The following is a 20,350-nucleotide window of genomic DNA, read 5'->3' as shown; positions in this document are numbered from 1 at the left end:
AGATCGGGATCGCACCGTCACTGGTCGCGCGCCGGGTCGATGGGAGTGCCCTGGTCGAGCGCACCTGGACACAGGGCGCGGACCTGACCCATGCGGAACTCCTCAAGGATCTGTTCGACTGGGCCATCGATCACCTCGAAGGCCGGGAAGTGATCGCGATCGGGCACCGCGTCGTTCATGGCGGGATGCGTTTCGCTACGCCGCGGCGCGTCGATGCGGGCCTTCTCGACGAACTCGACGCGCTTTGCCCGCTCGCACCGCTCCATCAGCCGCACAATCTGGCCGCGATCCACGCAATTGCAGTCATGGCGCCAGACCTTCCCCAGATCGCCTGTTTCGATACCGCGTTTCACCACGACAAGCCCGAGGTCGCCGCGCGGCTCGCGCTCCCCCGCACGCTGCATGAGCAGGGAATCCGCCGCTATGGATTTCATGGACTGTCCTACGAATATATCGCCGGGCAGTTGCGAACCATCGACAGGGCGCTTGCCGATGGGCGGGTGATCGCGGCGCATCTCGGAAACGGCGCGAGCCTGTGCGCGATGCGGGACGGGAAGAGCATCGACACGACCATGGGGTTCTCGACCCTCGATGGGTTGATGATGGGAACGCGTTGCGGGACGCTCGATCCGGGCGTCGTGCTTCACCTTCAGACGCAACTGGGCATGGGCGCGGACGAGGTCGACGACCTGCTCTACCGGAAATCCGGCCTGCTTGGTGTTTCAGGCATATCCAGTGACATGCGTGTCCTGACGGCAGACCCGAACAGGCAGGCCCAGGAGGCTGTCGAGCTTTTCGTCTGGCGGGCTGTCCGCGAATTCGGCGCGCTCGCCGCATCGCTCGGCGGCGTTGATGGTATCGTCTTCACCGCCGGGATCGGCGAGAACCACGCGGAGATCCGCAGGCGTATTTGCGAACGGCTCGGCTGGCTGGGACTGTCCATCAATGATGCTGCGAATGCCACCAATGCCCTTTGCATCTCCGGCAGGGAGAGCCGCGTGAAAGTCCTTGTCATTCCGACCGACGAGGAACGGATGATTGCCGATCATACACTGGCCGTTCTGCGGTCGGAATCGTGATCCGGGCGTTACCGGTTCGCCCATCACCGCATCGTCACCCTCCCGGCCTGACCTTCGCGACCAAGTCTATCGGTCCTCGTCACCGTCCTCGGACAGCCAGGCCCGCGCCGCATCCTCGCCATCCAATGGGAAATGGCGCAACTCCATCTTGAGCAGAGGATCGAAAAGTTTCACCAGAGTAGCCAGCCAATCCGGTCCGCCGACGATCGCATAGCGTGACACACGATGCAGCAGGGAGAACTTGCGTTCGACAGTTTTCGGATCAGCCAGGATTGCCGGTTCGAAGCCGTCATAGCGCTTCATCCGGACCAGTATTTTCAGCGGCGAATCCGACTGGGCGACCTCGAAAAGATGGGCGTACAGGCCATCGAGTTCATCCGCCGTAATCCGACCGTCTACCTCGAACGCCTGGATGTCGTCGTCGTCAGAAATGCGGCGGACAGCCTGAGGGTGCGGGGTATCGAACTCACCCTTCACCCAGGCGAGCGCGCGGTCACGCTGGGCGACCGGATAGACCTCGTAAGACACGTAAGGCAGTAGCGCGCTTTCGATGCGTGACGCAATGCGGACCCAGGACTGATCCGTGACGATGGCAATCCGGCCGAACTGCCTGAGCCGCACCAGATAATGGAAAACATGGCGAAGGTCGAAAAGCAGCGCATCGGGAGCAATGGATTCGAGGCCCAGCACTTCAACGAAGATATGGACCTTGCCGTCGCGCGCGAACGCTTCGTCCAGCAGCCGGAAGGCGAGCTCCATTTCGTCCTTTTCGATCCGTCCGCCTACCGACAGGGCGATGATATCCTTCCCGTCTATCAGTTGCGTGAGCATGGTTATGTCCTTCCGTGTTCGAGCCGAAGCCAAGTTGAGCGCTATGATTTGGCTACGCTGCCAATCGACGTAACCCTCTGCGGACACCGACCGACCATCTTATTGCCATGACAAATCCACCGGAGATTACTGGATCGGAGGCCGGTAATCGGCGTTCTTGAGAGTCAGCATGTAAGCTGCAAGCGCATCGATTTGCTCCGGCGCGATTTCGAAGTTCATGATCTCGGGGAAATTATGCGAATTCCGGAGCCATGGGTTCAAGGTGCGGGCGGTCAGTCCGGGGGTGTTGATGATCGCCTCAAACGATGGCGCCTCCGGTTTGGGCGAGATACCAGTATCGATCGCATGACAGGCCGAGCAATGCTTTTGGGCAAACGCCAGTCCCTGCCGCTGGACCGCCAATTCGGTTCGGTTGCTTTCCTTTGCAGGCCTGGCCTGTCCGGTCGCGATTGCTCCGCTGACAACCACGACGGCAATCAGGATCTTCAAGCGCATCGCAAGTTCCAGTAGCGGCTGTCATGGGCGGCGTCCGCGACCGCACGTTCATGATCGATGAAGCAGGTCACATCGCTTGTCCCGGGTTCCGAGCCATGCCCTGCGCCATGGCGCTGAGCGCTTCGGCCATCTTGCCGGCAATCACGGGCTCTACTGGCGATGCCGTGATCGCGCGGCGCATGGCATCCACCCACTGGTCTGCCGTTTCCCGAGTGATGGGCAGACGTGCATGCGCGGACATCATGCAGACGCCCGGATGTTCGACGAACCAATCGCGCGGGCCGCCTAACCAGGCGTTGAGGAAGCCGGCAAGAGACACGCGCATGGATGCGAGGTCCTCAGCGTGAAGGTCGCGCAATTGTGCGTAGGCGGGGTCAGCTTCCATCAGGTCGTAGAAGTGATCGGTAATCTGGCGAACGATCCTTGCTCCACCGATAAGATCGAAAGACGTCTGCGATTGCTCGGCTACGGTCATCTGGTCTTCCTTTGCCTGATGGGCCTATGCGGATATCAATGTATTCAGGCGTGTCACGGTTCTGACGGTGATTGTGCCTTGATTGCGTGCGTGGCTATCCAGGCACGCAGAAATGTCACAGATTCTGTCAGATCACGGAGGCCAGCGACCACGCCCGCCGCAAAGCTCCTCCAGGGCTGATCGCAACCGCGCCAGCGTATAGGGCTTTTGAATCACGTCGCGGACCCCGCGCTGCATGATCTCCACCACCAGGCGGACGGGTGGTGCGGCGATCTGCAGAATGATCGGCTTTTTCCTAATAAAATCGGCATTCTGATCGAGTGTGGCGATTAATTGCGGCAATGGGAGACCATCAAGAAGAACGACGTAGGGAGAGGTAAGCGGTGGTCGGCCCAGAAATGTCTCGAAATTTTCAACACTGCCAAGCCAGGTGACCGGACCGCTCGTCAACTGCTTGGCGATGGCAAACTCCTCGTCCGGACCAATGCCTATGAGATGCGTGGGACACGCGTCAGCCACGGCGCCTTCTGCGCGGGCAAAGCCATCATTCATTGGGCGCCCTGCGACCAAGTCCGCGCGGGCTGAGGCTCAGCAAATGAGGGAAATCTCGAAGCATCAGACCATCATCTCCAGCCGTCTGTTGGCACAAAGGCAAGCGCGATCAGGAATGGGCGGTTGCCTCGCCCGCACCTGTCAATCGAGCAACGGTCGCGCCGAGCACATGTTCGCGAAAGGGCTTCTCGAGGACCTGGCTGAAACCATGCGCCAGGGCTCGCTCGGTGAGATCAGCCGATGGAAATGCGGTGATGAGCACCGCTGGACCGGACCAGCCTCTTTCCCTCAAATGGCAGAACACCTCGATCCCATCGGTTTCGTCCAGTCTGTAATCCGCGATAAAGCAGCAGGCATCGCAGGCGGTCGGATCGGCAAGGAGCGCGGCTCCGGCTGCGTAGGCCCGAACATCGAAACCCCGGGCACGAAACAGAAGCTGTAACGATCGGCGAACCCCGGCATCATCCTCCAACAGGAGAAGCCGCGGACGTTCCCCCGTCGGGGATGTAATTCTTTCACTTGTCATGACACACCATCAAATCCAGCGACCATGCTGATTGATTGCGAATGTCAGGAAATCGGCGACGGGTCGCTACGTAAGTGTCCGAACCCTTAGCCGGTCACGCCCGCGGAAAATGCGATACGAAGGGCTTCCGACAGGCTGCGGACACCCAGCTTGATCATCAGATTGGCGCGATGGACTTCTACCGTGCGCGGCGAAATGCCGAGATCAAAAGCGATGGATTTGTTCGGCAAGCCCTGGGCCAGGCCCTTGAGGACGTCCTGCTCGCGCGCAGAGAGTCCCGCGATGAGGATAGTCGCATCGGCCGCCCTGCTCGCCCTGCCTTCGGCATCGGCAAGGCGCTCAAAGGCGGTTTCGACGGCCGTGATCAAGGCCGCCTTTTCGAACGGCTTCTCGATGAAATCGACCGCCCCGGCCTTCATCGCGCGAACGGCGATCGTGACATCGCCATGACCCGTCAGGACGACAACAGGCATGGATATGCCACGCGCGTTCAGTTCCTGCTGGACTTCCAGGCCGTCCATCTCGGGCATGCGGACATCAAGCAGGATACAACCCTGCTCGGTATGCTTGAAATTCTTGAGAAATTCCACGCCGGAAACCCACGGCGTCACCGAAAAACCCGATTTCTTCAGCATGAAACCAGTCGAGCGGCGGATCGAGTCCTCGTCATCGACTATGTGAACAACACGCTTTGCATCCATCCAGCTTCTCCGCCTCCGTCCTTATCAAAGTAAAATGGAACTGTGTACCGCCCCCTTGTGCTGGCTCCATCCAAATGCGGCCGCCATTGGCCTCGACGATAGTTCGACAAATCGAAAGACCAAGCCCCATGCCTTCCGCTTTCGTGCTCACGAACGCCTTGAAGAGCTGGGCTGCGACGTCAGGCGCTACGCCAGGCCCGGTGTCAGCCACCGTCACGCGAACAAATCCCGGCTGATCGGGCGCCGTCCGGATCGTGAGAAGACGGCAGGTCGCCGTGCTCATCGCATCCACCGCGTTGCGGATGAGGTTGACCAGGACTTGCTGGATCTGGATCTTGTCGACCAGCACGCTGGCTGCCTCATCATCAATATCGATCCGGGTTCCGATCGACTTCTCGCCGGCGCCCATCAACCCGAAAGCCGCGGACTCGTTGATCAGGTCCGGCAAGCTCTCGACAGTCTTTTCGACCTCGCCGCGAGAAACGAAATCCCGCAGGCGACGAACAATGTTGCCGGCCCGCATGGCTTCTGCGGCGGCATCCTCCAGCGCCTCGATGATTTCGGGCAGTTCGTCGGGATCCGGCTCGGCCAGCAAATCGCGCACGGCTTCAACATAGTTCGCAACCGCTGTGATCGGCTGGTTGAGTTCGTGAGCAAGGGTCGACGCCATGGTTCCCATCGCGCTGACCCGGGCGACGTGGATAAGCTCAGATTGAAGCTCCTCAAGCCGCTCCTGCGTCCGGTGACGGTCCGTCAGGTCGCGGATGAAGCCGGTGAAGACGCGTTCGCCGTCGCCGGTTGCCTCGCCCACCGACAGTTCCATCGGGAATGTGGTCCCGTCCTTGCGCATCGCGAAGACCACCCGGCCGATGCCGATGATCCGGCGTTCACCCGTCGTGAGGTAGCGCTCGAGATAGCCGTCATGGCGCTCGCGATAAGGCGAGGGCATGAGCATGCTGACATTGGCTCCCAGGACTTCGGTCTGTGTGTAACCGAAGAGACGCTCGGCCGCAGCGCTGAAGGACAACATTTTTCCCCGTTCGTCGATGACGATCATCGCATCGGGAACAGTCGACAGGATGGAGCGAAGATGCGACTCGCTGTTGCGCAGGGCGCTTTCGGCAGCGCGCTGGTCGGTAATGTCGCGGACGACGATGGCAAAGCCGCGGACCGTTCCGTCCAGGTTCTTCAACGCCGTAATCGCAATGTGAGCGAGAAATTCGCTGCCGTCCTTGCGGACGCGCCAGTCGTCCATCTCTATCTTGCCGCGCGTAACCGCCTCTGCACGGATCGCTGCCGGCTTGCCGGCGGCCACGGCGTCATCGGGATAGAAGAGGTCCGCCGGTCTGCCGATCATTTCCGCGGCGGTCCAGCCCTTCAGTCGCTGGGCACCCTCGTTCCAGATCGTAACGTTCCCGTCCGGATCGAGCATGTAGATGGCGTAGTCCTGCGCGCCGTCGATCAGGAGGTTCAGCTCTTCGGCGAGGATAACCGCGCTGTCGGCGAGTTCGCGCGTGACCGTGACGGTACGGTGGTGATTGCGCCACAGGAGGAACATCACGAAGAGAAAAATCACGACAGCCATCTGCTGGCTGGCTGTGGTGGGCCAGCCGTCGATGACGACGAGCGACGCAAGGGTTATCAGCGTGACGCTCGAGATCACGAACAGGTGAGGTCGGAGCGCCACGAGCACCATACCCGCAACGCCCAGAGTCACAAAATAGTGGACGCGCTCATCAACGTGCTCGGCGAGCTGCTCGCGGGTCACGAAAGCGATGATGACGATCGCGAGACCTGCGAGAGCCGCCGTTATGAGCTGGGTGCGGATAGGGCGGTTGGCGAGCAGCGTTGCAGCGGCCAATGCCCGCGAAAAGGCGCCCTTCCGCTCCGATGACCGGCTGATGTCCGGGATTGCTTCATCTCCTTGCCTTGGTGAAAGGAACCGCACCGCGCTGATCTCCCCCCCTTTTTTCGTCCCTTTTTCTATCAATCGAGCCCAAATTGAGCCATCGAAAGTTACGAGGCCCAGGGTCGGGGGAGTTGCGATGGGTCGTCGTCAGCTCTGCTGAGGTTCTGAATTCAGGTCCTCCACCGACAATTGGAACAAATGCGGATTCCCTTGGCCACCGCTGGTAGCTAGACCCCTTGCGTGGATCGTCGACGAATCCGAACGATCAATAGACAAGGATACCCTGTGGCGCCGCATTGGTTCATTCGGCAAGTTTGGGAAGGGTTGGATGCGGAGGCAGGCCAATCCGTGCGCCCCGCCATGCGTCATTCGGTCAACCTGTGTCTGACACGGCAAGTCTGTGAACATGCCTGACATGGAATTGCTGCGTACCCTGGCGGCTTCTCTTGCAATCGGGATCCTGATCGGCATCGAGCGGGGCTGGCGGCAGCGGGATGCGAACGACGGAAGCCGAGTGAGCGGACTCAGGACATTTGGTCTGCTTGGCCTCACTGGCGGGCTCGCCGGGCACGTCCCGGATCTTCTGGCCGCCGCCATTGCGCTCGCTGCGCTGTCGAGCCTGGTCCTCGGCTATCGCAGCGCCCTCGCACGCGAGGGGAGCCTTTCGGTGACCAATACCCTGGTCGGCATCGTCACCTTCGCGCTGGGTTACATGGCCGCCAAGGGCCAGGTCAGCGAGGCGCTGGCGGTCGCAGCCGTGACGACACTGCTTCTCACGCTGCGGGCACAGGCCCACGCCATGCTCAAAGGCATGACGGCACAGGAAGTCGATTCGATCGCGCGCTTTGCACTGGTGGCGCTTGTGATCCTGCCGTTGCTCCCGGACCGAAATCTCGGTCCCTATGATGCCTGGAACCCCCGCCAGATCTGGATGGTGGTGGTCGTGGTCCTCGGCCTCTCCTTTGCTGGTTATGTCGCGACCCGTCGGCTGGGGTCTGGAAAGGGGATCATGATAACCGCGTTGTGTGGATCTCTTGTGTCCTCAACGGCCGTGACCGTGACTTATGCACAGCGATTGCGCCAGAAGGACGGACCGGAAGCGCCACTTATAGCAGGTATCGCGCTTGCATCGCTGGTGATGTTTGTCCGTGTCCAGTTGCTGTCGATCACCCTCATCCCCTACGCAGCCCGTTCGCTGGCTCTGGCCATGGTCCCCGCGTTCATTGTCGGCGGATTGACGACATTGCTTGCGCTTCGCGCGCGCAATGCCGAGGCAAGCGCCAGCGAGGTGAAGCTCGGCAACCCGCTCGATTTTGGACCCGCGCTGCTGCTTGCGGGACTGGTGGCGGTGATGGCCATCCCAGCCCGCTGGGCGCTCGAACAGTTCGGCGACCAGGGCATCATCGTCGTGTTGGGTCTGACCGGCATGTGGGATGTCGATGCGGCAGTCCTCACCCTCGCGGGGATGCCCAAGGATATTCTCGACGGAACAACGGCAGGCCTGGTGCTGGCGGTCCCCGTACTCGCAAACACAGCATTGAAGGGCGTTCTGGCGCTCGGGATCGCCGGACCGCGCCAACAGGGCTGGAAGGCGTCCGCCCCCTTGTTCGCCTCGGTGCTCGCCTCAGGCGTCGGCATCGCGGCGCTTCTCTCGCTCAGATAGAATTAGGCGCTGGCAGGATATTCCTCCGGCCGCACACCCGGCACGAAATCAGGCTGGCTTGGGATGATTTCAGGGGCATTCGGCATGGGCGTTTCCCGAGGCTGTGGAGGCACGGGGGTCTCGGGCGGGGCCGAAGGCTCGATAATGTCGGGCTTGGGTTCACCACGTTGCGTATCCATGCGGGCGTTGCTCCTTGTTGGCTGACCACGCTGCGCATTTCCACGCCGCCCACGGCGCACATGCACCGGAACTTGCCTTCCTGCGGGCGCTGGCAATCCCACCTGACGAGTGAAGCCAATGTTGAGGACAAGCGGTATCATGAGCACGGCAACCGTACCCCGGCCAGCTGCGCTACGAAGCCGAAACCTGGCGTGACAGGATTGTGCGAAATGGCGAACTCGGTCGAGGCCATTACCGTGCGTGCCATCCAGAACGGATGCGCGTTCCTGCTGGCTCATCCCTTTTCCCGTGTCGGCAACGGTAACCCATAACCGGCGTCCGGCGCGCTTGGCTCGCACAATGATGCGCCCCCCGGTTGCGAGGGCGGTGCGCGCATTGGCGACAAGCTCGACAAGCGCTGCATCAAGGGCCGACGCATCAAACCTGACGAGAGGCTTCGCCGCTGAGTCCCTTATTACAACCTGCGCTCCGTCGCCGGTTTGAGCGTCGAGAAGCAATTGCAGCGCCTCGAGATGCTGGTTGAGGTCGAACGGACGAACCATCGGAATGATTTCCCTGGCAGGCAGAGCGGTCATCAAAGCACCTCTGCGGCGCGCTGTTCCCGAGGTCGTATCGAGGAGCATACGATGCTTCTCGGGAGAAGCACTGTCCTCAAGCACATGGCGTGCCGAACTGACGATTCCGAATAATCGCTGAGGTCATGGATATTCTCTCGCTCCGCGATCGCGGAGCGCGCCCCTTGAGCGTGCGCCCTTCGATCCTTGTGACTTTGTCACTGAGGGCAGGCTCGCGTGAATTGGGAAAGTTACGTAGCGGGTTGCATGAGCAAGCAGGCATGTGGCGTTACCATGCGCGGCCTCCGTAGATTTCCGAATAGAGGCGCCGTGGCCAAGGATATTATTTTCGCTACACTCGAGAGCCGGTTGATGGAGCAACGGTTCGTGTCGTTCTACGGCAAACTTGTTTCTGCCGATCGCTGGCCTTCGGGTTCCCGTTCGAAGGAGATGCGCAATGACTAATCAGGTTCCAATTTCCGGGTCAAAAGGAACTCCTGTCAGCCAGCCTCGGGACCGTCCGATGGATTGGCTACGTGGCGAGATAGACCGGCTGTTCGAGGATTTCGGCCGACCCGCATCGAGCATTTTCAGCTTCGGCAATCGATCGCCGGCAGCGCCCGTTCCAGCCGTCGAACTGGTGGATGACGACAAGGCCTATCGCTTAACCGCCGAGCTGCCTGGCCTCAGCGAGCAGGATATCGCGGTCAGCATCGCCGACGGCGTGCTCGATATCTCTGGCGAGAAGAAGGAGGAGAGCGAACGCAAGGACAAGGGTTACCTGTACAGCGAGCGCCGCTATGGTTCATTCCACCGGCAGGTCTCACTGCCGAGTGATGTCGATCAGAACGGGATCACCGCCCAGTTCAAGGATGGTGTCCTGACCGTGACCCTGGCCAAGGACGAGAACGTGCCTGCACGCAGTCGCAAGATCGAGATCGGCAAGGCATAGACCGCAGATGACGGCGTCGGCAGGACCGATCGGCGAGACCGAACAGCAGGCCGATGTCGTCACCTTCCTGGAGACGCCGGGCGCCCTCGCGCCTGGCGAAACCGCGCGCCGGATAGATACGCATGCGGCGCACATATTCCTGGCCGGCGATCGCGCCTGGAAGCTCAAGCGAGCCGTCCATTACGACTATCTCGACTTTTCGAGTCCGGACAAACGTCATGCCGCGCTGGACACAGAACTGACGCTCAACCGCAGGACGGCGCCATCGCTCTATCTTGCGGTTCGCCCCATTTCCCGGGATGGCACTGGCAAGCTGAACCTGAACGGGCAGGGAGACACCGTCGACTGGCTCCTCGAAATGGTACGCTTTGCTGACGGGGCCCTGCTCGAGGAAGTTGCCGCCCGCGGCGAGTTGGATGATCGGCTGGTCACAAAGCTCGCCGATCAGATCAAAGCATTTCATAACGATGCTGAGCAATACCGCGCGCAGTCAGGGCGCGATCATATCGCGGCAGTAATCTCGGGAAATCGGGCGAGCATGGCGCGCTTTGGCGAGATATTGCCGGCTGCGACCGCAAGCAGTTTGGTGGAGCGACAAAGGGAACAGGCCAAGTGCCATGCCGAACTGCTGGATGCCCGTGCCCGACAGGGACGCGTCAGGCACGCACATGGCGACCTGCATCTCGCGAACATCGCGGTGATCGACGATGAGCCCGTCTTGTTCGATTGCCTCGAGTTCGATCCGACGCTTGCGACGACCGATGTGCTGTATGACCTCGCCTTTCTCCTGATGGACCTTTGGGCGCGCGGGTTTCAAGCTCAGGCGAATCTTCTGCTGAACCGCTACCTGGACGTTTCTCCGCAAGATGAGCCGGGCATAGCGCTCATGCCCTTGTTTCTTTCCATCCGCGCGACCATCCGGGCTCATGCATTGGCAGCACAAGCCGTAGCGTCGCCGGATTTGGACCTCGCGGCCAAGGCTCTGCATTATCTCGCGCTCGCCGATGATCTGCTCGCCCCCGTGTCGCCGCGCCTCGTGGCGATCGGAGGGCTTTCCGGAACCGGAAAGTCGACCATCGCCAAGCTGGTGGCTCCTTGCCTGGGGCGGGCTCCCGGCGCCAGAATTCTAAGGTCGGACGTCTTGCGCAAGCGGTTGGCGGGCGTGCCGCCGGAAACCTCGCTTCCCAGAGCCTCATACACCTCGATAGCGAGTGCGGCAGTTTATGGTGAGTTGGAACGATTGGCCAGCCACACCCTGCAAGCGGGGCAAGCCGCGATAGCGGACGCGGTCTTTGCAAGGCCCGAGGAACGCGATGCGATCAGTCAGGTCGCACGGCGCCAGGGCGTTCCATTCGAGGGTATCTGGCTCGAGGCTTCGCCTGATCTATTGAAGCAACGGATCACAGCGCGCGCGAACGATGCCTCGGACGCCGATGCCGCCGTGGCCGAAGCGCAGGCGCACTATGACATTGGCGGCGTTCACTGGCACAAGGTGCGAGCGGACGGCGCACGCGAGGTTGTCGCTGGCAAAGTACGTACGATCCTGGTCGGAGAAGATCGCTGATCGTCTGAGTCGGGCCCAACGGGTCCGTTTATTCCGTCGTCCGGCCGTCGAAATGCTCCTGCGCTGCCTCGGCATCGGCTTTCGTGCGATGGATCGTACCGTCGATGTGCTCCGGCGGTCCATAGATGGTGTAGAGTTGCAGCAGCTTGTCGCCGGTGTTGACGATGTTGTGCTGAGCCCCAGCGGGAACGATGATGCCATCATCGCCCTTGATGGCCGTGCGAACGCCATCGATGAGAACCTCGCCGCTACCCTTCTCGACCCGAAAGAACTGGTCACGATCGTCGTGTGTTTCGAGCCCGATTTCCTCGCCGGGTTTTAGCGCCATGAGCACGAGTTGCAGATTTCGGCCCGTGTAGAGAACCCGGCGAAAGTCCTCATTGTCCTCGGTCAGATTTTCGATGTCGCCGATGAATCCCTGCATTGTGATGTCCTTCCTGATCCGCCCGCCAGATTCGCCCCAGAGGGTGATCCTGCTGACGGATTATGACAAAGTGTGGTGATGCTTGCCCCGGAACGACATAACTGTCTGTTCGGGATCATACGTAGGCCACGCGCACTGCGGCCAGGAGAAGTTGGAAGATGGACGTCGCCGTTTTTAGCACCCGTAGCTATGATCGGGAGTTTCTCGATCTGGCCAACGCGGCTGCCGGAAATTCGCACACCTTGCGTTATTTCGACGCCAGCCTCTCGGAGCAGACGGTGGCGCTGACGGCGGGATCGGGTGCGATCTGCGCCTTCGTCAACGACCGACTCGATCAAAACATACTCGCCGCGCTTCACAGCCAAGGCACGAGACTGGTTGCCTTGCGATGCGCCGGTTTCAATCATGTCGATCTCGAAGCGGCTGAGGCGCTGGAGATCGCCGTCGCGCGCGTGCCGGCCTATTCCCCCGAAGCAATCGCCGAACATACCGTCGCGCTCATCCTGTCGCTCAACCGCAAGCTGCACCGGGCGTATGTCCGGGTCCGGGAGGGGAACTTCGCGTTGGATGGCCTGCTTGGGTTCAATCTCGGCAACCGAACGGTCGGGATCGTGGGAACTGGCCGCATTGGCGCGGTCGTGGCCAATATCCTTCAAGGGTTCGGATGCACGCTCTTGGCCTTCGACCCAGTCCCGGATGAGATCCTCGAGCAACGGGGCGTGACCTACGTGCCATTCCCCGAGCTGATGGAACGATCCGACATCGTAACCATCCATTGTCCGCTCACGCCGCAAACGCATCATCTGATCGGTGCAAATTCGCTCAAACTGATCCGCGAGGGTGCGATGCTGATCAATACGAGCCGGGGAGCCGTCGTGGATACCCGCGCCGTCATCGCCGGACTGAAATCGGGAAGGATCGGGGCGCTGGGCCTCGATGTCTATGAAGAAGAAGGCGATCTCTTCTTCCGAGACCTGTCGGAAACCATGCTGCAGGATGATGTTTTCGCGCGCCTCCTGACATTCCCGAATGTCCTCATCACAGGCCATCAGGGCTTTTTCACGCGCGAAGCGATGACCGCCATCGCCGAGACCACAATCCACAACATTTCGAGCTTCGAAGAGACCGGCCGGGCAGCGCATCAGATCGGAACGGAACTCCTGGCCTGAGCATCGATGGGCGGAGGATACAGCGCGCCCTCCGCCCTTTCCTTCGTATTATTCCCAATAGGTCCACATCCAGCACTGGTCGAAACTGCGTCGACGAGGAAGGACGCAGTTATCATGTACATTCTCCCCGCGACTGACGCCCACAAGCACCGCCCCACGCAATCTCAGCTGCGCGTCGGGATCGGGCTGGCGCTTCTGTTCGTGACGCTGGGAACGCAGCTGATCTGGGCGCTCGCCATCCACTGACTGCATTCGGCAGCGGATAAGCCGGTATCGAGATCAGTAGGAAGCCGAAAGCAAGGTCGACCACCGGCAACAGCGACGGCAGAAGTTGAAAAGCGTCCGTGGCAAACCCCTCAGTTCCAGCCGTCCCGCCTGCCCTCATGGCTATCGCGCAAGCCTCGGCGATCGAGAGCGGACCGTCGGATATTGAGTTCCACCTCCTCGCCCTTGCGGGTGATCTGCACGTCCCGGGGGTCGAGATTGTTGCGTCGCACATAGTCGTCAGCCGCTCTCTCGCTGCCGAACTTGCCAGCTTGTTCGAATTCCCATCCCATCATTCGTCTCCTTCTCTTGCCGCGGGCACCATGCCGGCAGCCAAACACTATAAATCGAGGCCGAGGCTTCGCTCGGGGAGCGGCGGCAGCACGTCGCCGCGATCGGGTTTCGGGTCGAGGGGCTGTTGCGGATCCTTCACCGACGGCGCCGCGCCATCGGGCAGCGGCGGCAGATCGCCTGGAAGTGGCGGGAGGTCGGAGAGATCGACCCCATCGATCGGTCCCGGATCAAACTTCTCGCGTGGACCCGGCCCCTTTTTCCCATCGATGTCGAGCCGGCCGAGCGTCTCAAGCGCGGAAGTCTTGTTGCCGGGGTTCATGTCGAGCTGACGCGCGAGTTTCTCCCGGTCATCGACGACCATCGTGAGTTCGTCGCGGACGCGGGTGACACCGACATTGAAGAGGCGCTGGTTCGAGAGGTTGCGGTCAGGCGTAGTGCGGCCGGACCTCGGGAAAGACCGGCGGCGCGGTCCATTCGAAAACCACGGCGGTGTAGCGGCCGCCGTCATAAAGGACGGAATCGACGCGGCGGCGATGGCGCTGCAGCCGCTCGAGGAGGCGGTTGGAGCGATCGGCAAGCGCAACAGCCCGGGCTTCGGTCGGCGCGAGCGCCAGCAAGCGGACCTGTTCGCCGGTATCGAAATATCATCCGCCTTCCTCTGCACCCCCATAGGCGCGGTCGATCTCGTAAAGCGCAATGATATAGCGCATGTGCGGCCTCCTTCAGGAAAGCGGCGCCGGCAGGGCGAGCCATTCGGGCTGGTCGTCGGCGATGGGAATGTCGAAGTTCGCGGCCTCGGCCTCGGAAAACACCGTCGCGGCCTCAAGCGAGCCGAAGCCCGAAGTGGACTTGTAACGGTTTTGCGCCGGTCACTTGAGAGTTTAAGGCTCGTTCAAGGAGACCGACGAGATGATCAAGCACAGCGAAGAGCCATTTTCGCCTGGACCGCATTCACAGCGCCGAATGTCTCGATGAGAGTTTTCCCATCCAGTCCGGCTTTTCCTTGAACGATCATGCGGCGCAGGCCTTCGGCGCCTATCAGGACCCCGCCCAATATGGCGAGGTCGTCTGGCGTTTTCTTCCCGGCGCAGCCTCGCGCGCGGCGGAATTCCAGTTCCATCCCAACCAATCGGCCGAATATCGGGACGACGGCAGTCTGATCGTCCGGTTCAAGGCCGCAGGCTGGCTGGAAATGGCCTGGCATCTCTATCAGTGGGGCGACAAGGTCGAGGTGCTCGAACCGGCAGGACTGCGGGCGCTGGTCGAAGGCCATGCGCGTCCCGACTTCCCGGCCCTGCCCTGATTGCTCGATTTGTGTCGCCCTTGGTGGCGGCCGTTTTCAGTGAAGCTCGGCGAGGAAACCGGTCGCCGTCAATTGTGCATGATCGCTCAAGGGCGGGCGTAGCGTGAAGGCGCTCGGCGCACGGGCGAAATTCCACAGCCGCATGAGACACCATTCCTCGCGCCTCGTATCGGCGACGGCCAGCTCATTGCGAGAGATATGAAAGGGCGTGCGTTCCCATCCGTTGGTGGTCTTGACCTCGATCAGCTTCTCGCGCCCGTCCGTTTCAAAGCTTCGGATATCGAAGCCAAAACCATCGCCATCCTGCACAGATGTCCAGCGGACTTTGTCCGCGAGATCGTCGCGGCCCGCGGCAGATAAATGACGGCGCTCGTGATGCAGCACACATTCTTCACCCGCCTTGCCAAGCGCCCGGTTGCGCGCATCGCGCTCGGCGACATCATATTTGCGGCCGATCGCGGCCATGAACGCTGGATCGATCGGCGACGGTTCGTTGCGCACCGTGGGCGGCGGCCCGATCCGCAGTGATCCCTGCGCTTCCGGTACGTTCAGGGCAGCTCGTGAGAGCCTGTCGGGAGCCAGCCATTCGGGCCGCGCCTCCAACCACCGCAGGACGCCATCGACCAGCGCATTCTGGAAATTGGCGGCCGGCTTGTAGCCCTCGATCCAGGGCTGACCAAGGCCGAGCAAGACCGCGCTGATATTCTGATGCTTGAACTCGATCGAGCCCTTGCTGCGGTCGATCACAGCCTGAAGATCGCGGTTTCGCGCCGCTTTGTTGAAGGAGCGACCAACCAGCTCGTCGGTGAGCATGGCGAAATAGTCGGCGACGATGTGATCAATTTCCTGATCGGACCAGACTTCCGCCACGCCCTATTCAACCACCGGGTAGTTCGGCATCGGCCATTCATGCCCGGCATTGTCCATCATGAGATCGATGAAGATCGGCAGCAAGCAGCCGAGCAGCGCGGCGCCGTCCCTGACCTGGGCGCGATTGACATCGCTGTTCCATGTCGAGCCACCATGCACCAGTTGGTTGCGCAGCACATAAAGCCGGTCGAACAGGATCGAGAGTATCTTGGCCGTGTCATGATCGCGCAGTGCGGAGCCTATCGCTGTCCGCGACCGCTCGAGCCTGTCAGCCCAGTCGGCATAGCCGGACGCACCATTGTGATGCTGCCAAAAGGAATGGAAGACATAGCGGTTTGCGAGCAGCACCCGGATTTCCTGAGGGAAGCGCTGCCAGACCATGTCGTAGATGCGATGTTTGCCATCAAAGCCCACAAGGGTTGCGAAGAAGGCCTGGAACAATCCCCGCTCACCCTCGGGGATACCAATCACCCGCGATGCTTCAACGTCGCCGGCATAGGCCGCGTTGAAGCCGATCCAGAGCAGGATGAAACGCACATCCTCATCGGTCTGCTCGGCCTCGGCACGGCGCAGCCACGATAGCGCGCGATGCACCCTGAGCGTCAGCGGCTCCGGAAAATCGCCACGCAGCTCGCGCTGCTTGGCCTTCAAAATCTCATGGTGCAGCGGGCTGCCGGGCGGATAGCGATAGGCCATGACCGATATGGTAAAGCCTTGCTGGTCAGGCTCAATCCCTCTCGATCAACGGCCTCGAGATCGTTGCAGCGGCGCTCGTTCCTTGCCGGGTTCCTGCCGGTTCCGGCCTGACGGCTCAACGGCCCGGACCGAGGTGTCCCGCACCTTGGCCGCCTGAAACTGCCGACCCGCCTGCAGATGCGTTCGCACCTTGTCGTTTGCCACCTTCATCACCCTGGCAACAGCATCGGGATTGTCGAATAATGCCGCGCGCACCACTGTCTCGATCACGCGAAGCTGGCTCTGTGCCGCCCGCGCATTCTTCTCCCGGCTTTGTTCGGACGGAGTATGCCTAGACGCCTCATCAGCCTGGCGTCGATCGCGACTGGGTTCGCGCGACGCCGGCGCGGTGACGGTAGGGGCGATGCTGTTGCGACTAGCATCGCGCCGCACTCGGTCCAGCTCCTGCAAATCCCGTTCGCTCGGCCGATATCCCCGTACTTCCAAACCTTGGCGACTGGCTTCGAGCCACGCGGCCCTTCGGAACGTCTCACTGCCGGTAACATGGACGTGCGACCACCCGCGATGGCGAGCGATGGCAACGAGATCGCGCACGACCTCGTCGCTTTCGCTCGAGGTGATGAGCCGTCTACCCTGGTCGCGAAACGCCGGTTCCTTGGCCTGCGCCGTCGTAAAATAGGCGGGCTCGCCCGACCATTTGCTCTTCGTGGAGAAATAGCGCTTTCGCAAGGCATCGGGAATGTCACCGGGCGATGCCGCTTGGAGGACGGACGGATCAAACGACTTCCCCTTCTTGGCTGGTTCAAGCGACGGTTGCGCCGCATTCCTCGGCCTGGCTCCCGCGTCCTGCCCGATCGTATTGCTACGCTTGCCCGTACCACGTGGCGTCAGAGGTTTTTCAGCGGCCATGATCTGCCCTTTCCTGGATGAGGGGTGAAGACGACGCCCCTTCCGTCTGCACGAGCGCCCGCTCGATCATCGATGACACGAAAGCGATAGCGGCTGCCTCATCGCCGGGCGGAGGTAAGTCAGTCAGGTCGCCTAGGACCAGCATGTCATCGGTAATCTGGGCCGCGCCCGCCAGTTCACCGTCGGTCATTTCCCGCATCTTGGTCTCCTCCAGCAGGGCCCCGCCCGTGCTCTTCGCCGTTGGCCCCTCCGCGACATTGTAAGGGGGCACCATCTGATGCTTGCCAGGCGGCAGAACCGTTGGGGATGGTGCAGCGGGGATAGGCCGCGACGGCAGAATGGGCGGCGACAAAACGCGCCGTGTGAAACGCGGCATTCGATAAAAGGCGATCTTCCTGCCGCGAACCGGCGCGATGCCGCCGCGCAGCAACAAGAGCTCGGTCTTGGACATTTGCATCAGCTCCTGCGGCAGCAGGAGGGCGCGGCGCTGATCGGATTCCGATACGCTGCGATTGGCCAGTAGCCCATGAATCGTTCGGCTGCGCGATTTCACATTCATCGTGAAGAAGCCGAGCCGCTCTGAAAGCTCGTTCGCGCCCTTCAGCTCCTTGGGCGTGAACACCACCTCAAGGCCGCAATTGGCGATGATTTCGTCGGTAACATCGGGGCCATAAATGGCACGCAGCTGCGCCCGGCTCTGGATCACTGGCAGCAGGCGCAAGCCGTATCCGGCGACATAGGAAAAGCCGCCCGCGATGACCGAGGCCTTCCCGAGCCTTGCGAATTCATCGAGCAAGATCAGGACAGGGACATTGCTGGCAGCATCGGGCAAATCGCGCGTGTTGAGATCCACCAGCTGCTGCAGGAAGAGACTATAAACTGGCGCGATCCGGTCGATATTGTCGGGCGAGACACCGAGATAGATCGACATGCGCCGCGCCCGGACTTCGCGCAGATCGAAATCGCTTGCCGATGTCGCCGCATCGACGACGGGGTTGAGCCAGAGATTGAGGCGCGCCGTGATCGTCTGCTTAATCCCGGAAAAGGTGTTGTCCGAAGCCGAGGCGAAATCCTGGATTGCCGAGACGCATGCCTGACTTAGGCGCTGTCCCGCCCCCCTCGCTTCTTCCAGGGCCTTGGGAAGATCGCTCTTGGGATCCCCAGTGGTGAGCCGTCGATAGATCTCGCCGATCGTGAAGGGCATGCCAGGATTGGCAGCAACGAGCGCGCCGACGCCGATGAAGGCCGCCCGCGCCGCCTCGGCCCAGAACGGGTCCGATCGTTCCGGCGCGGGGAAGAGCATGACCGCGATTTTCTGAAGCTCGTTGACGACTTCGGTGTCATCGGCTCGCCGGATATGGGCCAGGGGATTGTACCGTGCCGTCCGCCCTTCAGGGTCCAACGGATCGAAGAGGTAAACCGATTGGCCGGCACGTTGGCGGTAACCGGCGCTGGTACTCCAATTCTCCCGCTTCACATCGAGCACGACGACCGAATCCGGCCAGGTCAGCAGATTGGGGATGACAACACCGACGCCCTTCCCGGCGCGCGTCGGCGCTTCGAGCAGGACATGCTCGTTCCCGCCGAAAATGAGAAAACGTCCTGCTTTGCGTCCAACGACAATACCAGACGGGGCACGCAGCCCCTCGCGTCGGATTTCGCCCTCGCGCGCAAACCGCGCCCTGCCATGCAAGGCGGGGCCTTGCCGCAGGATCGTGAGGACAAGAAGCGCGACTACGGCGGCGCCGGCCATCGCACCCCGCCTGATCCAGTCAGCGAGCAGCGGATCGCCGCGATAATACCAGAGCCAGGCCGGCAGAGTGCCGAGATCGATATTAGGTCCGATCTGCCCGAGTCCGAATAGAGCAACGAACAGGGTGATGACAGCCCACAGCAGAATTGCGCCGATCACGCACAGGCCAATCGCCCAGGGACTACGCCGCGCCAGCATCGCCCATCCTCGGCTCGAAATAGATCTCTTCGACCTCAAACCGCCCGCCGTGACGGCGTGTCTGCACAACGACGTCGACGAGCATGCGAAGGAGTCCGCGAATATCGTCGCGGGCGAGATCGCGGCCGCCTTCCGATTCCTTGACGAGCAGCGTCAGCTGTTCGAACGCGCCGGCGGCCGAGCCGGCATGGACCGTGGTGATCGACCCGGGATGCCCCGAATTGACGTTACGCAGGTAGTAGAAGGCAGTGCCGTCGCGTAGTTCCTGCAGCAAGATCCGATCAGGCCGCATGCGCAGTGCGCTTTCGAGCAGCTGCTTGGCGCCAACCTTGGCCAGGCCCTGCCCCTCGCTCGAATAGACCATATGGACGACATTGCGATGAGGCACGACCAGCTCACGGGTGTCTTCGATGGTGAGCAACCGCTCCTCCGGTGGGATAAGCTGGATGAGCGCTTTCGCGAGGGTCGTCTTTCCCGAACCCGTGGCGCCACTGACCAGAATGTTCTTGCGTGCCGGAACGGCGACCTTGAAGAATTCCGGCCAGTCGCCCGCGTCGCGCAGCGCCACTAACCGCGCATCGACATCGGTGAGACCCTTGGCGCTGGCGCGCGTCGTGCGGAAAAGCCCGGCGCCGGCCAGTTGGTCGATCGGCAGGGTCACGGTCGACGGCTTGCGGATCGTGAAGGAAGGACAACCGCTTGGGGTGACCGACGGTATGACGATCTGGCAGCGCTCTCCGCCCGGCAGGACCGTCGAACAGATCGGGGACTGACCATCGATGTCCTGGTGCGTGAAGCTCGCCGCAGCAACGGCGAGCGTCCCCAGCCAGTCGCTGTCCAGCTCCGGCATCTGCTGCCAGCGCCATCCTTCTCGATCCTCGATCCCCGCTTCCCCCGGTCGATTGACCACCAGCTCCGTGACATCATCCGGCTCCAGGAGCGGCAGGAGCGGCGCGAGATAGTGACGGAGGACGGCGGTATCGCGCATG

25 protein-coding genes and 1 pseudogene are annotated in these 20,350 nt (G+C 61.6%); 8 read left to right on the top strand and 18 right to left on the bottom strand.

Annotation, left to right across the window (positions count from 1 at the left end; all coding sequences use genetic code 11):
- Positions 1–17 precede the first annotated feature (17 nt).
- Positions 18–179, bottom strand: a complete 162-nt coding sequence (locus tag ACUCV3_RS15130; RefSeq protein ID WP_482240741.1) for a hypothetical protein — start codon at positions 177–179, stop codon at positions 18–20.
- Here ACUCV3_RS15130 and ACUCV3_RS15125 point away from each other — a divergent pair.
- On the top strand, positions 111–1,079 hold the full coding sequence (locus tag ACUCV3_RS15125; RefSeq protein WP_482240745.1) for an acetate/propionate family kinase: 969 nt from the start codon (positions 111–113) through the stop codon (positions 1,077–1,079). The two genes, ACUCV3_RS15130 and ACUCV3_RS15125, sit on opposite strands and share 69 nt — an antisense overlap.
- Positions 1,080–1,145: 66 nt before the next feature.
- On the opposite strand, the gene ACUCV3_RS15120 is transcribed toward ACUCV3_RS15125, so the two are convergent.
- From ACUCV3_RS15120 to ACUCV3_RS15090, 7 genes are all read right to left on the bottom strand, one after another.
- Entirely contained in the window at positions 1,146–1,910 is a 765-nt protein-coding gene (locus ACUCV3_RS15120) for a SpoIIAA family protein (protein WP_482240740.1), read from the bottom strand.
- A gap of 126 nt (positions 1,911–2,036) precedes the next feature.
- On the bottom strand, positions 2,037–2,405 hold the full coding sequence (locus ACUCV3_RS15115; protein WP_067105100.1) for a c-type cytochrome: 369 nt from the start codon (positions 2,403–2,405) through the stop codon (positions 2,037–2,039).
- 67 nt (positions 2,406–2,472) lie between these two features.
- On the bottom strand, positions 2,473–2,880 hold the full coding sequence (locus ACUCV3_RS15110) for a group II truncated hemoglobin (RefSeq protein ID WP_482240739.1): 408 nt from the start codon (positions 2,878–2,880) through the stop codon (positions 2,473–2,475).
- A 132-nt stretch (positions 2,881–3,012) separates the two neighbouring features.
- Entirely contained in the window at positions 3,013–3,432 is a 420-nt protein-coding gene (locus tag ACUCV3_RS15105; protein ID WP_482240738.1) for a response regulator, read from the bottom strand.
- 109 nt (positions 3,433–3,541) lie between these two features.
- Positions 3,542–3,958 (bottom strand): response regulator, encoded by a 417-nt coding sequence (locus ACUCV3_RS15100; protein WP_482240737.1) that lies wholly within the window; start codon positions 3,956–3,958, stop codon positions 3,542–3,544.
- Positions 3,959–4,044: 86 nt separating this feature from the next.
- A complete protein-coding gene (locus ACUCV3_RS15095; RefSeq protein WP_482240736.1) occupies positions 4,045–4,659 on the bottom strand; it encodes a response regulator transcription factor in 615 nt (204 codons plus the stop codon).
- Positions 4,625–6,520 (bottom strand): PAS domain-containing sensor histidine kinase, encoded by a 1,896-nt coding sequence (locus ACUCV3_RS15090; RefSeq protein ID WP_482240735.1) that lies wholly within the window; start codon positions 6,518–6,520, stop codon positions 4,625–4,627. Before ACUCV3_RS15090 ends, ACUCV3_RS15095 begins: the two co-directional genes overlap by 35 nt.
- A gap of 463 nt (positions 6,521–6,983) precedes the next feature.
- Here ACUCV3_RS15090 and ACUCV3_RS15085 point away from each other — a divergent pair, with 463 nt between their 5' ends.
- Entirely contained in the window at positions 6,984–8,231 is a 1,248-nt protein-coding gene (locus ACUCV3_RS15085) for an MgtC/SapB family protein (RefSeq protein ID WP_249902368.1), read from the top strand.
- A 2-nt stretch (positions 8,232–8,233) separates the two neighbouring features.
- Here the strand turns inward: ACUCV3_RS15085 and ACUCV3_RS15080 are convergent, their stop codons facing one another.
- Positions 8,234–8,986 (bottom strand): ATP-binding protein, encoded by a 753-nt coding sequence (locus ACUCV3_RS15080; RefSeq protein ID WP_482240734.1) that lies wholly within the window; start codon positions 8,984–8,986, stop codon positions 8,234–8,236.
- Between the two features lie 309 nt (positions 8,987–9,295).
- On the opposite strand from ACUCV3_RS15080, the gene ACUCV3_RS15075 reads away from it, so the two are divergent.
- From ACUCV3_RS15075 to ACUCV3_RS15065, 3 genes are read left to right on the top strand one after another with little or no spacing between them, the layout of a single operon-like run.
- On the top strand, positions 9,296–9,430 hold the full coding sequence (locus tag ACUCV3_RS15075; protein WP_454890500.1) for a hypothetical protein: 135 nt from the start codon (positions 9,296–9,298) through the stop codon (positions 9,428–9,430).
- A complete protein-coding gene (locus tag ACUCV3_RS15070; protein ID WP_067105105.1) occupies positions 9,423–9,917 on the top strand; it encodes an Hsp20/alpha crystallin family protein in 495 nt (164 codons plus the stop codon). Before ACUCV3_RS15075 ends, ACUCV3_RS15070 begins: the two co-directional genes overlap by 8 nt.
- Before the next feature lie 7 nt (positions 9,918–9,924).
- Positions 9,925–11,481 (top strand): bifunctional aminoglycoside phosphotransferase/ATP-binding protein, encoded by a 1,557-nt coding sequence (locus tag ACUCV3_RS15065; RefSeq protein ID WP_482240733.1) that lies wholly within the window; start codon positions 9,925–9,927, stop codon positions 11,479–11,481.
- A gap of 28 nt (positions 11,482–11,509) precedes the next feature.
- Here the strand turns inward: ACUCV3_RS15065 and ACUCV3_RS15060 are convergent, their stop codons facing one another.
- Complete coding sequence (locus tag ACUCV3_RS15060; RefSeq protein WP_065846101.1) at positions 11,510–11,905, bottom strand: cupin domain-containing protein; 396 nt, start codon at positions 11,903–11,905, stop codon at positions 11,510–11,512.
- A gap of 158 nt (positions 11,906–12,063) precedes the next feature.
- On the opposite strand from ACUCV3_RS15060, the gene ACUCV3_RS15055 reads away from it, so the two are divergent.
- Both ACUCV3_RS15055 and ACUCV3_RS15050 read left to right on the top strand, forming a co-directional pair.
- Positions 12,064–13,074, top strand: a complete 1,011-nt coding sequence (locus ACUCV3_RS15055; RefSeq protein WP_482240732.1) for a 2-hydroxyacid dehydrogenase — start codon at positions 12,064–12,066, stop codon at positions 13,072–13,074.
- A gap of 114 nt (positions 13,075–13,188) precedes the next feature.
- Positions 13,189–13,320, top strand: a complete 132-nt coding sequence (locus ACUCV3_RS15050; protein WP_255211350.1) for a hypothetical protein — start codon at positions 13,189–13,191, stop codon at positions 13,318–13,320.
- Positions 13,321–13,430: 110 nt separating this feature from the next.
- On the opposite strand, the gene ACUCV3_RS15045 is transcribed toward ACUCV3_RS15050, so the two are convergent.
- The 3 genes and pseudogenes from ACUCV3_RS15045 to ACUCV3_RS15035 form a co-directional block, all read right to left on the bottom strand.
- Positions 13,431–13,631 (bottom strand): hypothetical protein, encoded by a 201-nt coding sequence (locus ACUCV3_RS15045; RefSeq protein WP_067105133.1) that lies wholly within the window; start codon positions 13,629–13,631, stop codon positions 13,431–13,433.
- A gap of 47 nt (positions 13,632–13,678) precedes the next feature.
- Positions 13,679–14,059 (bottom strand): annotated as a pseudogene (locus ACUCV3_RS15040) (MobF family relaxase); the annotation flags it as partial.
- A complete protein-coding gene (locus ACUCV3_RS15035) occupies positions 14,058–14,249 on the bottom strand; it encodes a hypothetical protein (RefSeq protein WP_482240746.1) in 192 nt (63 codons plus the stop codon). The pseudogene ACUCV3_RS15040 and the gene ACUCV3_RS15035, both read right to left, overlap by 2 nt.
- Before the next feature lie 386 nt (positions 14,250–14,635).
- Here ACUCV3_RS15035 and ACUCV3_RS15030 point away from each other — a divergent pair, with 386 nt between their 5' ends.
- Positions 14,636–14,935: a WYL domain-containing protein gene (locus ACUCV3_RS15030; RefSeq protein ID WP_482240731.1), complete on the top strand. Its 300-nt coding sequence runs from the start codon at positions 14,636–14,638 to the stop codon at positions 14,933–14,935.
- Positions 14,936–14,971: 36 nt separating this feature from the next.
- Here ACUCV3_RS15030 and ACUCV3_RS15025 read toward each other — a convergent pair whose 3' ends face one another.
- Genes ACUCV3_RS15025 through virB11 form a run of 5 tightly spaced genes read right to left on the bottom strand, consistent with a single transcriptional unit; the run spans position 14,972 to position 20,349 of the window.
- On the bottom strand, positions 14,972–15,805 hold the full coding sequence (locus ACUCV3_RS15025) for a protein NO VEIN domain-containing protein (RefSeq protein ID WP_482240730.1): 834 nt from the start codon (positions 15,803–15,805) through the stop codon (positions 14,972–14,974).
- A gap of 3 nt (positions 15,806–15,808) precedes the next feature.
- On the bottom strand, positions 15,809–16,501 hold the full coding sequence (locus ACUCV3_RS15020; RefSeq protein WP_482240729.1) for a hypothetical protein: 693 nt from the start codon (positions 16,499–16,501) through the stop codon (positions 15,809–15,811).
- 45 nt (positions 16,502–16,546) lie between these two features.
- On the bottom strand, positions 16,547–17,410 hold the full coding sequence (locus ACUCV3_RS15015) for an LPD7 domain-containing protein (protein ID WP_482240728.1): 864 nt from the start codon (positions 17,408–17,410) through the stop codon (positions 16,547–16,549).
- The gene (locus ACUCV3_RS15010) at positions 17,400–19,361 is read right to left on the bottom strand and encodes a type IV secretory system conjugative DNA transfer family protein (protein WP_482240727.1); all 1,962 of its coding nucleotides are present in this window, start codon (positions 19,359–19,361) and stop codon (positions 17,400–17,402) included. Before ACUCV3_RS15010 ends, ACUCV3_RS15015 begins: the two co-directional genes overlap by 11 nt.
- Positions 19,345–20,349: a P-type DNA transfer ATPase VirB11 gene (gene virB11, locus ACUCV3_RS15005; RefSeq protein ID WP_482240726.1), complete on the bottom strand. Its 1,005-nt coding sequence runs from the start codon at positions 20,347–20,349 to the stop codon at positions 19,345–19,347. Before virB11 ends, ACUCV3_RS15010 begins: the two co-directional genes overlap by 17 nt.
- Position 20,350: the final 1 nt, after the last annotated feature.

Source organism: Sphingobium sp. VMM, assembly GCF_056790315.1.
Note: the sequence above shows the minus strand (reverse complement) of the source record. Positions and strands in the feature narration are given on the sequence as shown.

Excerpts from the sequence above, each read along its gene's own strand:
- ACUCV3_RS15085 (WP_249902368.1), top strand. The coding sequence starts at position 6,984 with ATGGAATTGCTGCGTACCCTGGCGGCTTCTCTTGCAATCGGGATCCTG.
- ACUCV3_RS15045 (WP_067105133.1), bottom strand. The coding sequence starts at position 13,631 with ATGGGATGGGAATTCGAACAAGCTGGCAAGTTCGGCAGCGAGAGAGCG.
- ACUCV3_RS15110 (WP_482240739.1), bottom strand. The coding sequence starts at position 2,880 with ATGACCGTAGCCGAGCAATCGCAGACGTCTTTCGATCTTATCGGTGGA.
- ACUCV3_RS15120 (WP_482240740.1), bottom strand. The coding sequence starts at position 1,910 with ATGCTCACGCAACTGATAGACGGGAAGGATATCATCGCCCTGTCGGTA.
- virB11 (WP_482240726.1), bottom strand. The coding sequence starts at position 20,349 with ATGCGCGATACCGCCGTCCTCCGTCACTATCTCGCGCCGCTCCTGCCG.
- ACUCV3_RS15055 (WP_482240732.1), top strand. The coding sequence starts at position 12,064 with ATGGACGTCGCCGTTTTTAGCACCCGTAGCTATGATCGGGAGTTTCTC.
- ACUCV3_RS15065 (WP_482240733.1), top strand. The coding sequence starts at position 9,925 with ATGACGGCGTCGGCAGGACCGATCGGCGAGACCGAACAGCAGGCCGAT.
- ACUCV3_RS15105 (WP_482240738.1), bottom strand. The coding sequence starts at position 3,432 with ATGAATGATGGCTTTGCCCGCGCAGAAGGCGCCGTGGCTGACGCGTGT.
- ACUCV3_RS15115 (WP_067105100.1), bottom strand. The coding sequence starts at position 2,405 with ATGCGCTTGAAGATCCTGATTGCCGTCGTGGTTGTCAGCGGAGCAATC.
- ACUCV3_RS15015 (WP_482240728.1), bottom strand. The coding sequence starts at position 17,410 with ATGGCCGCTGAAAAACCTCTGACGCCACGTGGTACGGGCAAGCGTAGC.
- ACUCV3_RS15060 (WP_065846101.1), bottom strand. The coding sequence starts at position 11,905 with ATGCAGGGATTCATCGGCGACATCGAAAATCTGACCGAGGACAATGAG.
- ACUCV3_RS15010 (WP_482240727.1), bottom strand. The coding sequence starts at position 19,361 with ATGCTGGCGCGGCGTAGTCCCTGGGCGATTGGCCTGTGCGTGATCGGC.
- ACUCV3_RS15100 (WP_482240737.1), bottom strand. The coding sequence starts at position 3,958 with ATGACAAGTGAAAGAATTACATCCCCGACGGGGGAACGTCCGCGGCTT.
- ACUCV3_RS15070 (WP_067105105.1), top strand. The coding sequence starts at position 9,423 with ATGACTAATCAGGTTCCAATTTCCGGGTCAAAAGGAACTCCTGTCAGC.
- ACUCV3_RS15050 (WP_255211350.1), top strand. The coding sequence starts at position 13,189 with ATGTACATTCTCCCCGCGACTGACGCCCACAAGCACCGCCCCACGCAA.
- ACUCV3_RS15095 (WP_482240736.1), bottom strand. The coding sequence starts at position 4,659 with ATGGATGCAAAGCGTGTTGTTCACATAGTCGATGACGAGGACTCGATC.
- ACUCV3_RS15130 (WP_482240741.1), bottom strand. The coding sequence starts at position 179 with ATGAACGACGCGGTGCCCGATCGCGATCACTTCCCGGCCTTCGAGGTG.
- ACUCV3_RS15020 (WP_482240729.1), bottom strand. The coding sequence starts at position 16,501 with ATGGCCTATCGCTATCCGCCCGGCAGCCCGCTGCACCATGAGATTTTG.
- ACUCV3_RS15080 (WP_482240734.1), bottom strand. The coding sequence starts at position 8,986 with ATGACCGCTCTGCCTGCCAGGGAAATCATTCCGATGGTTCGTCCGTTC.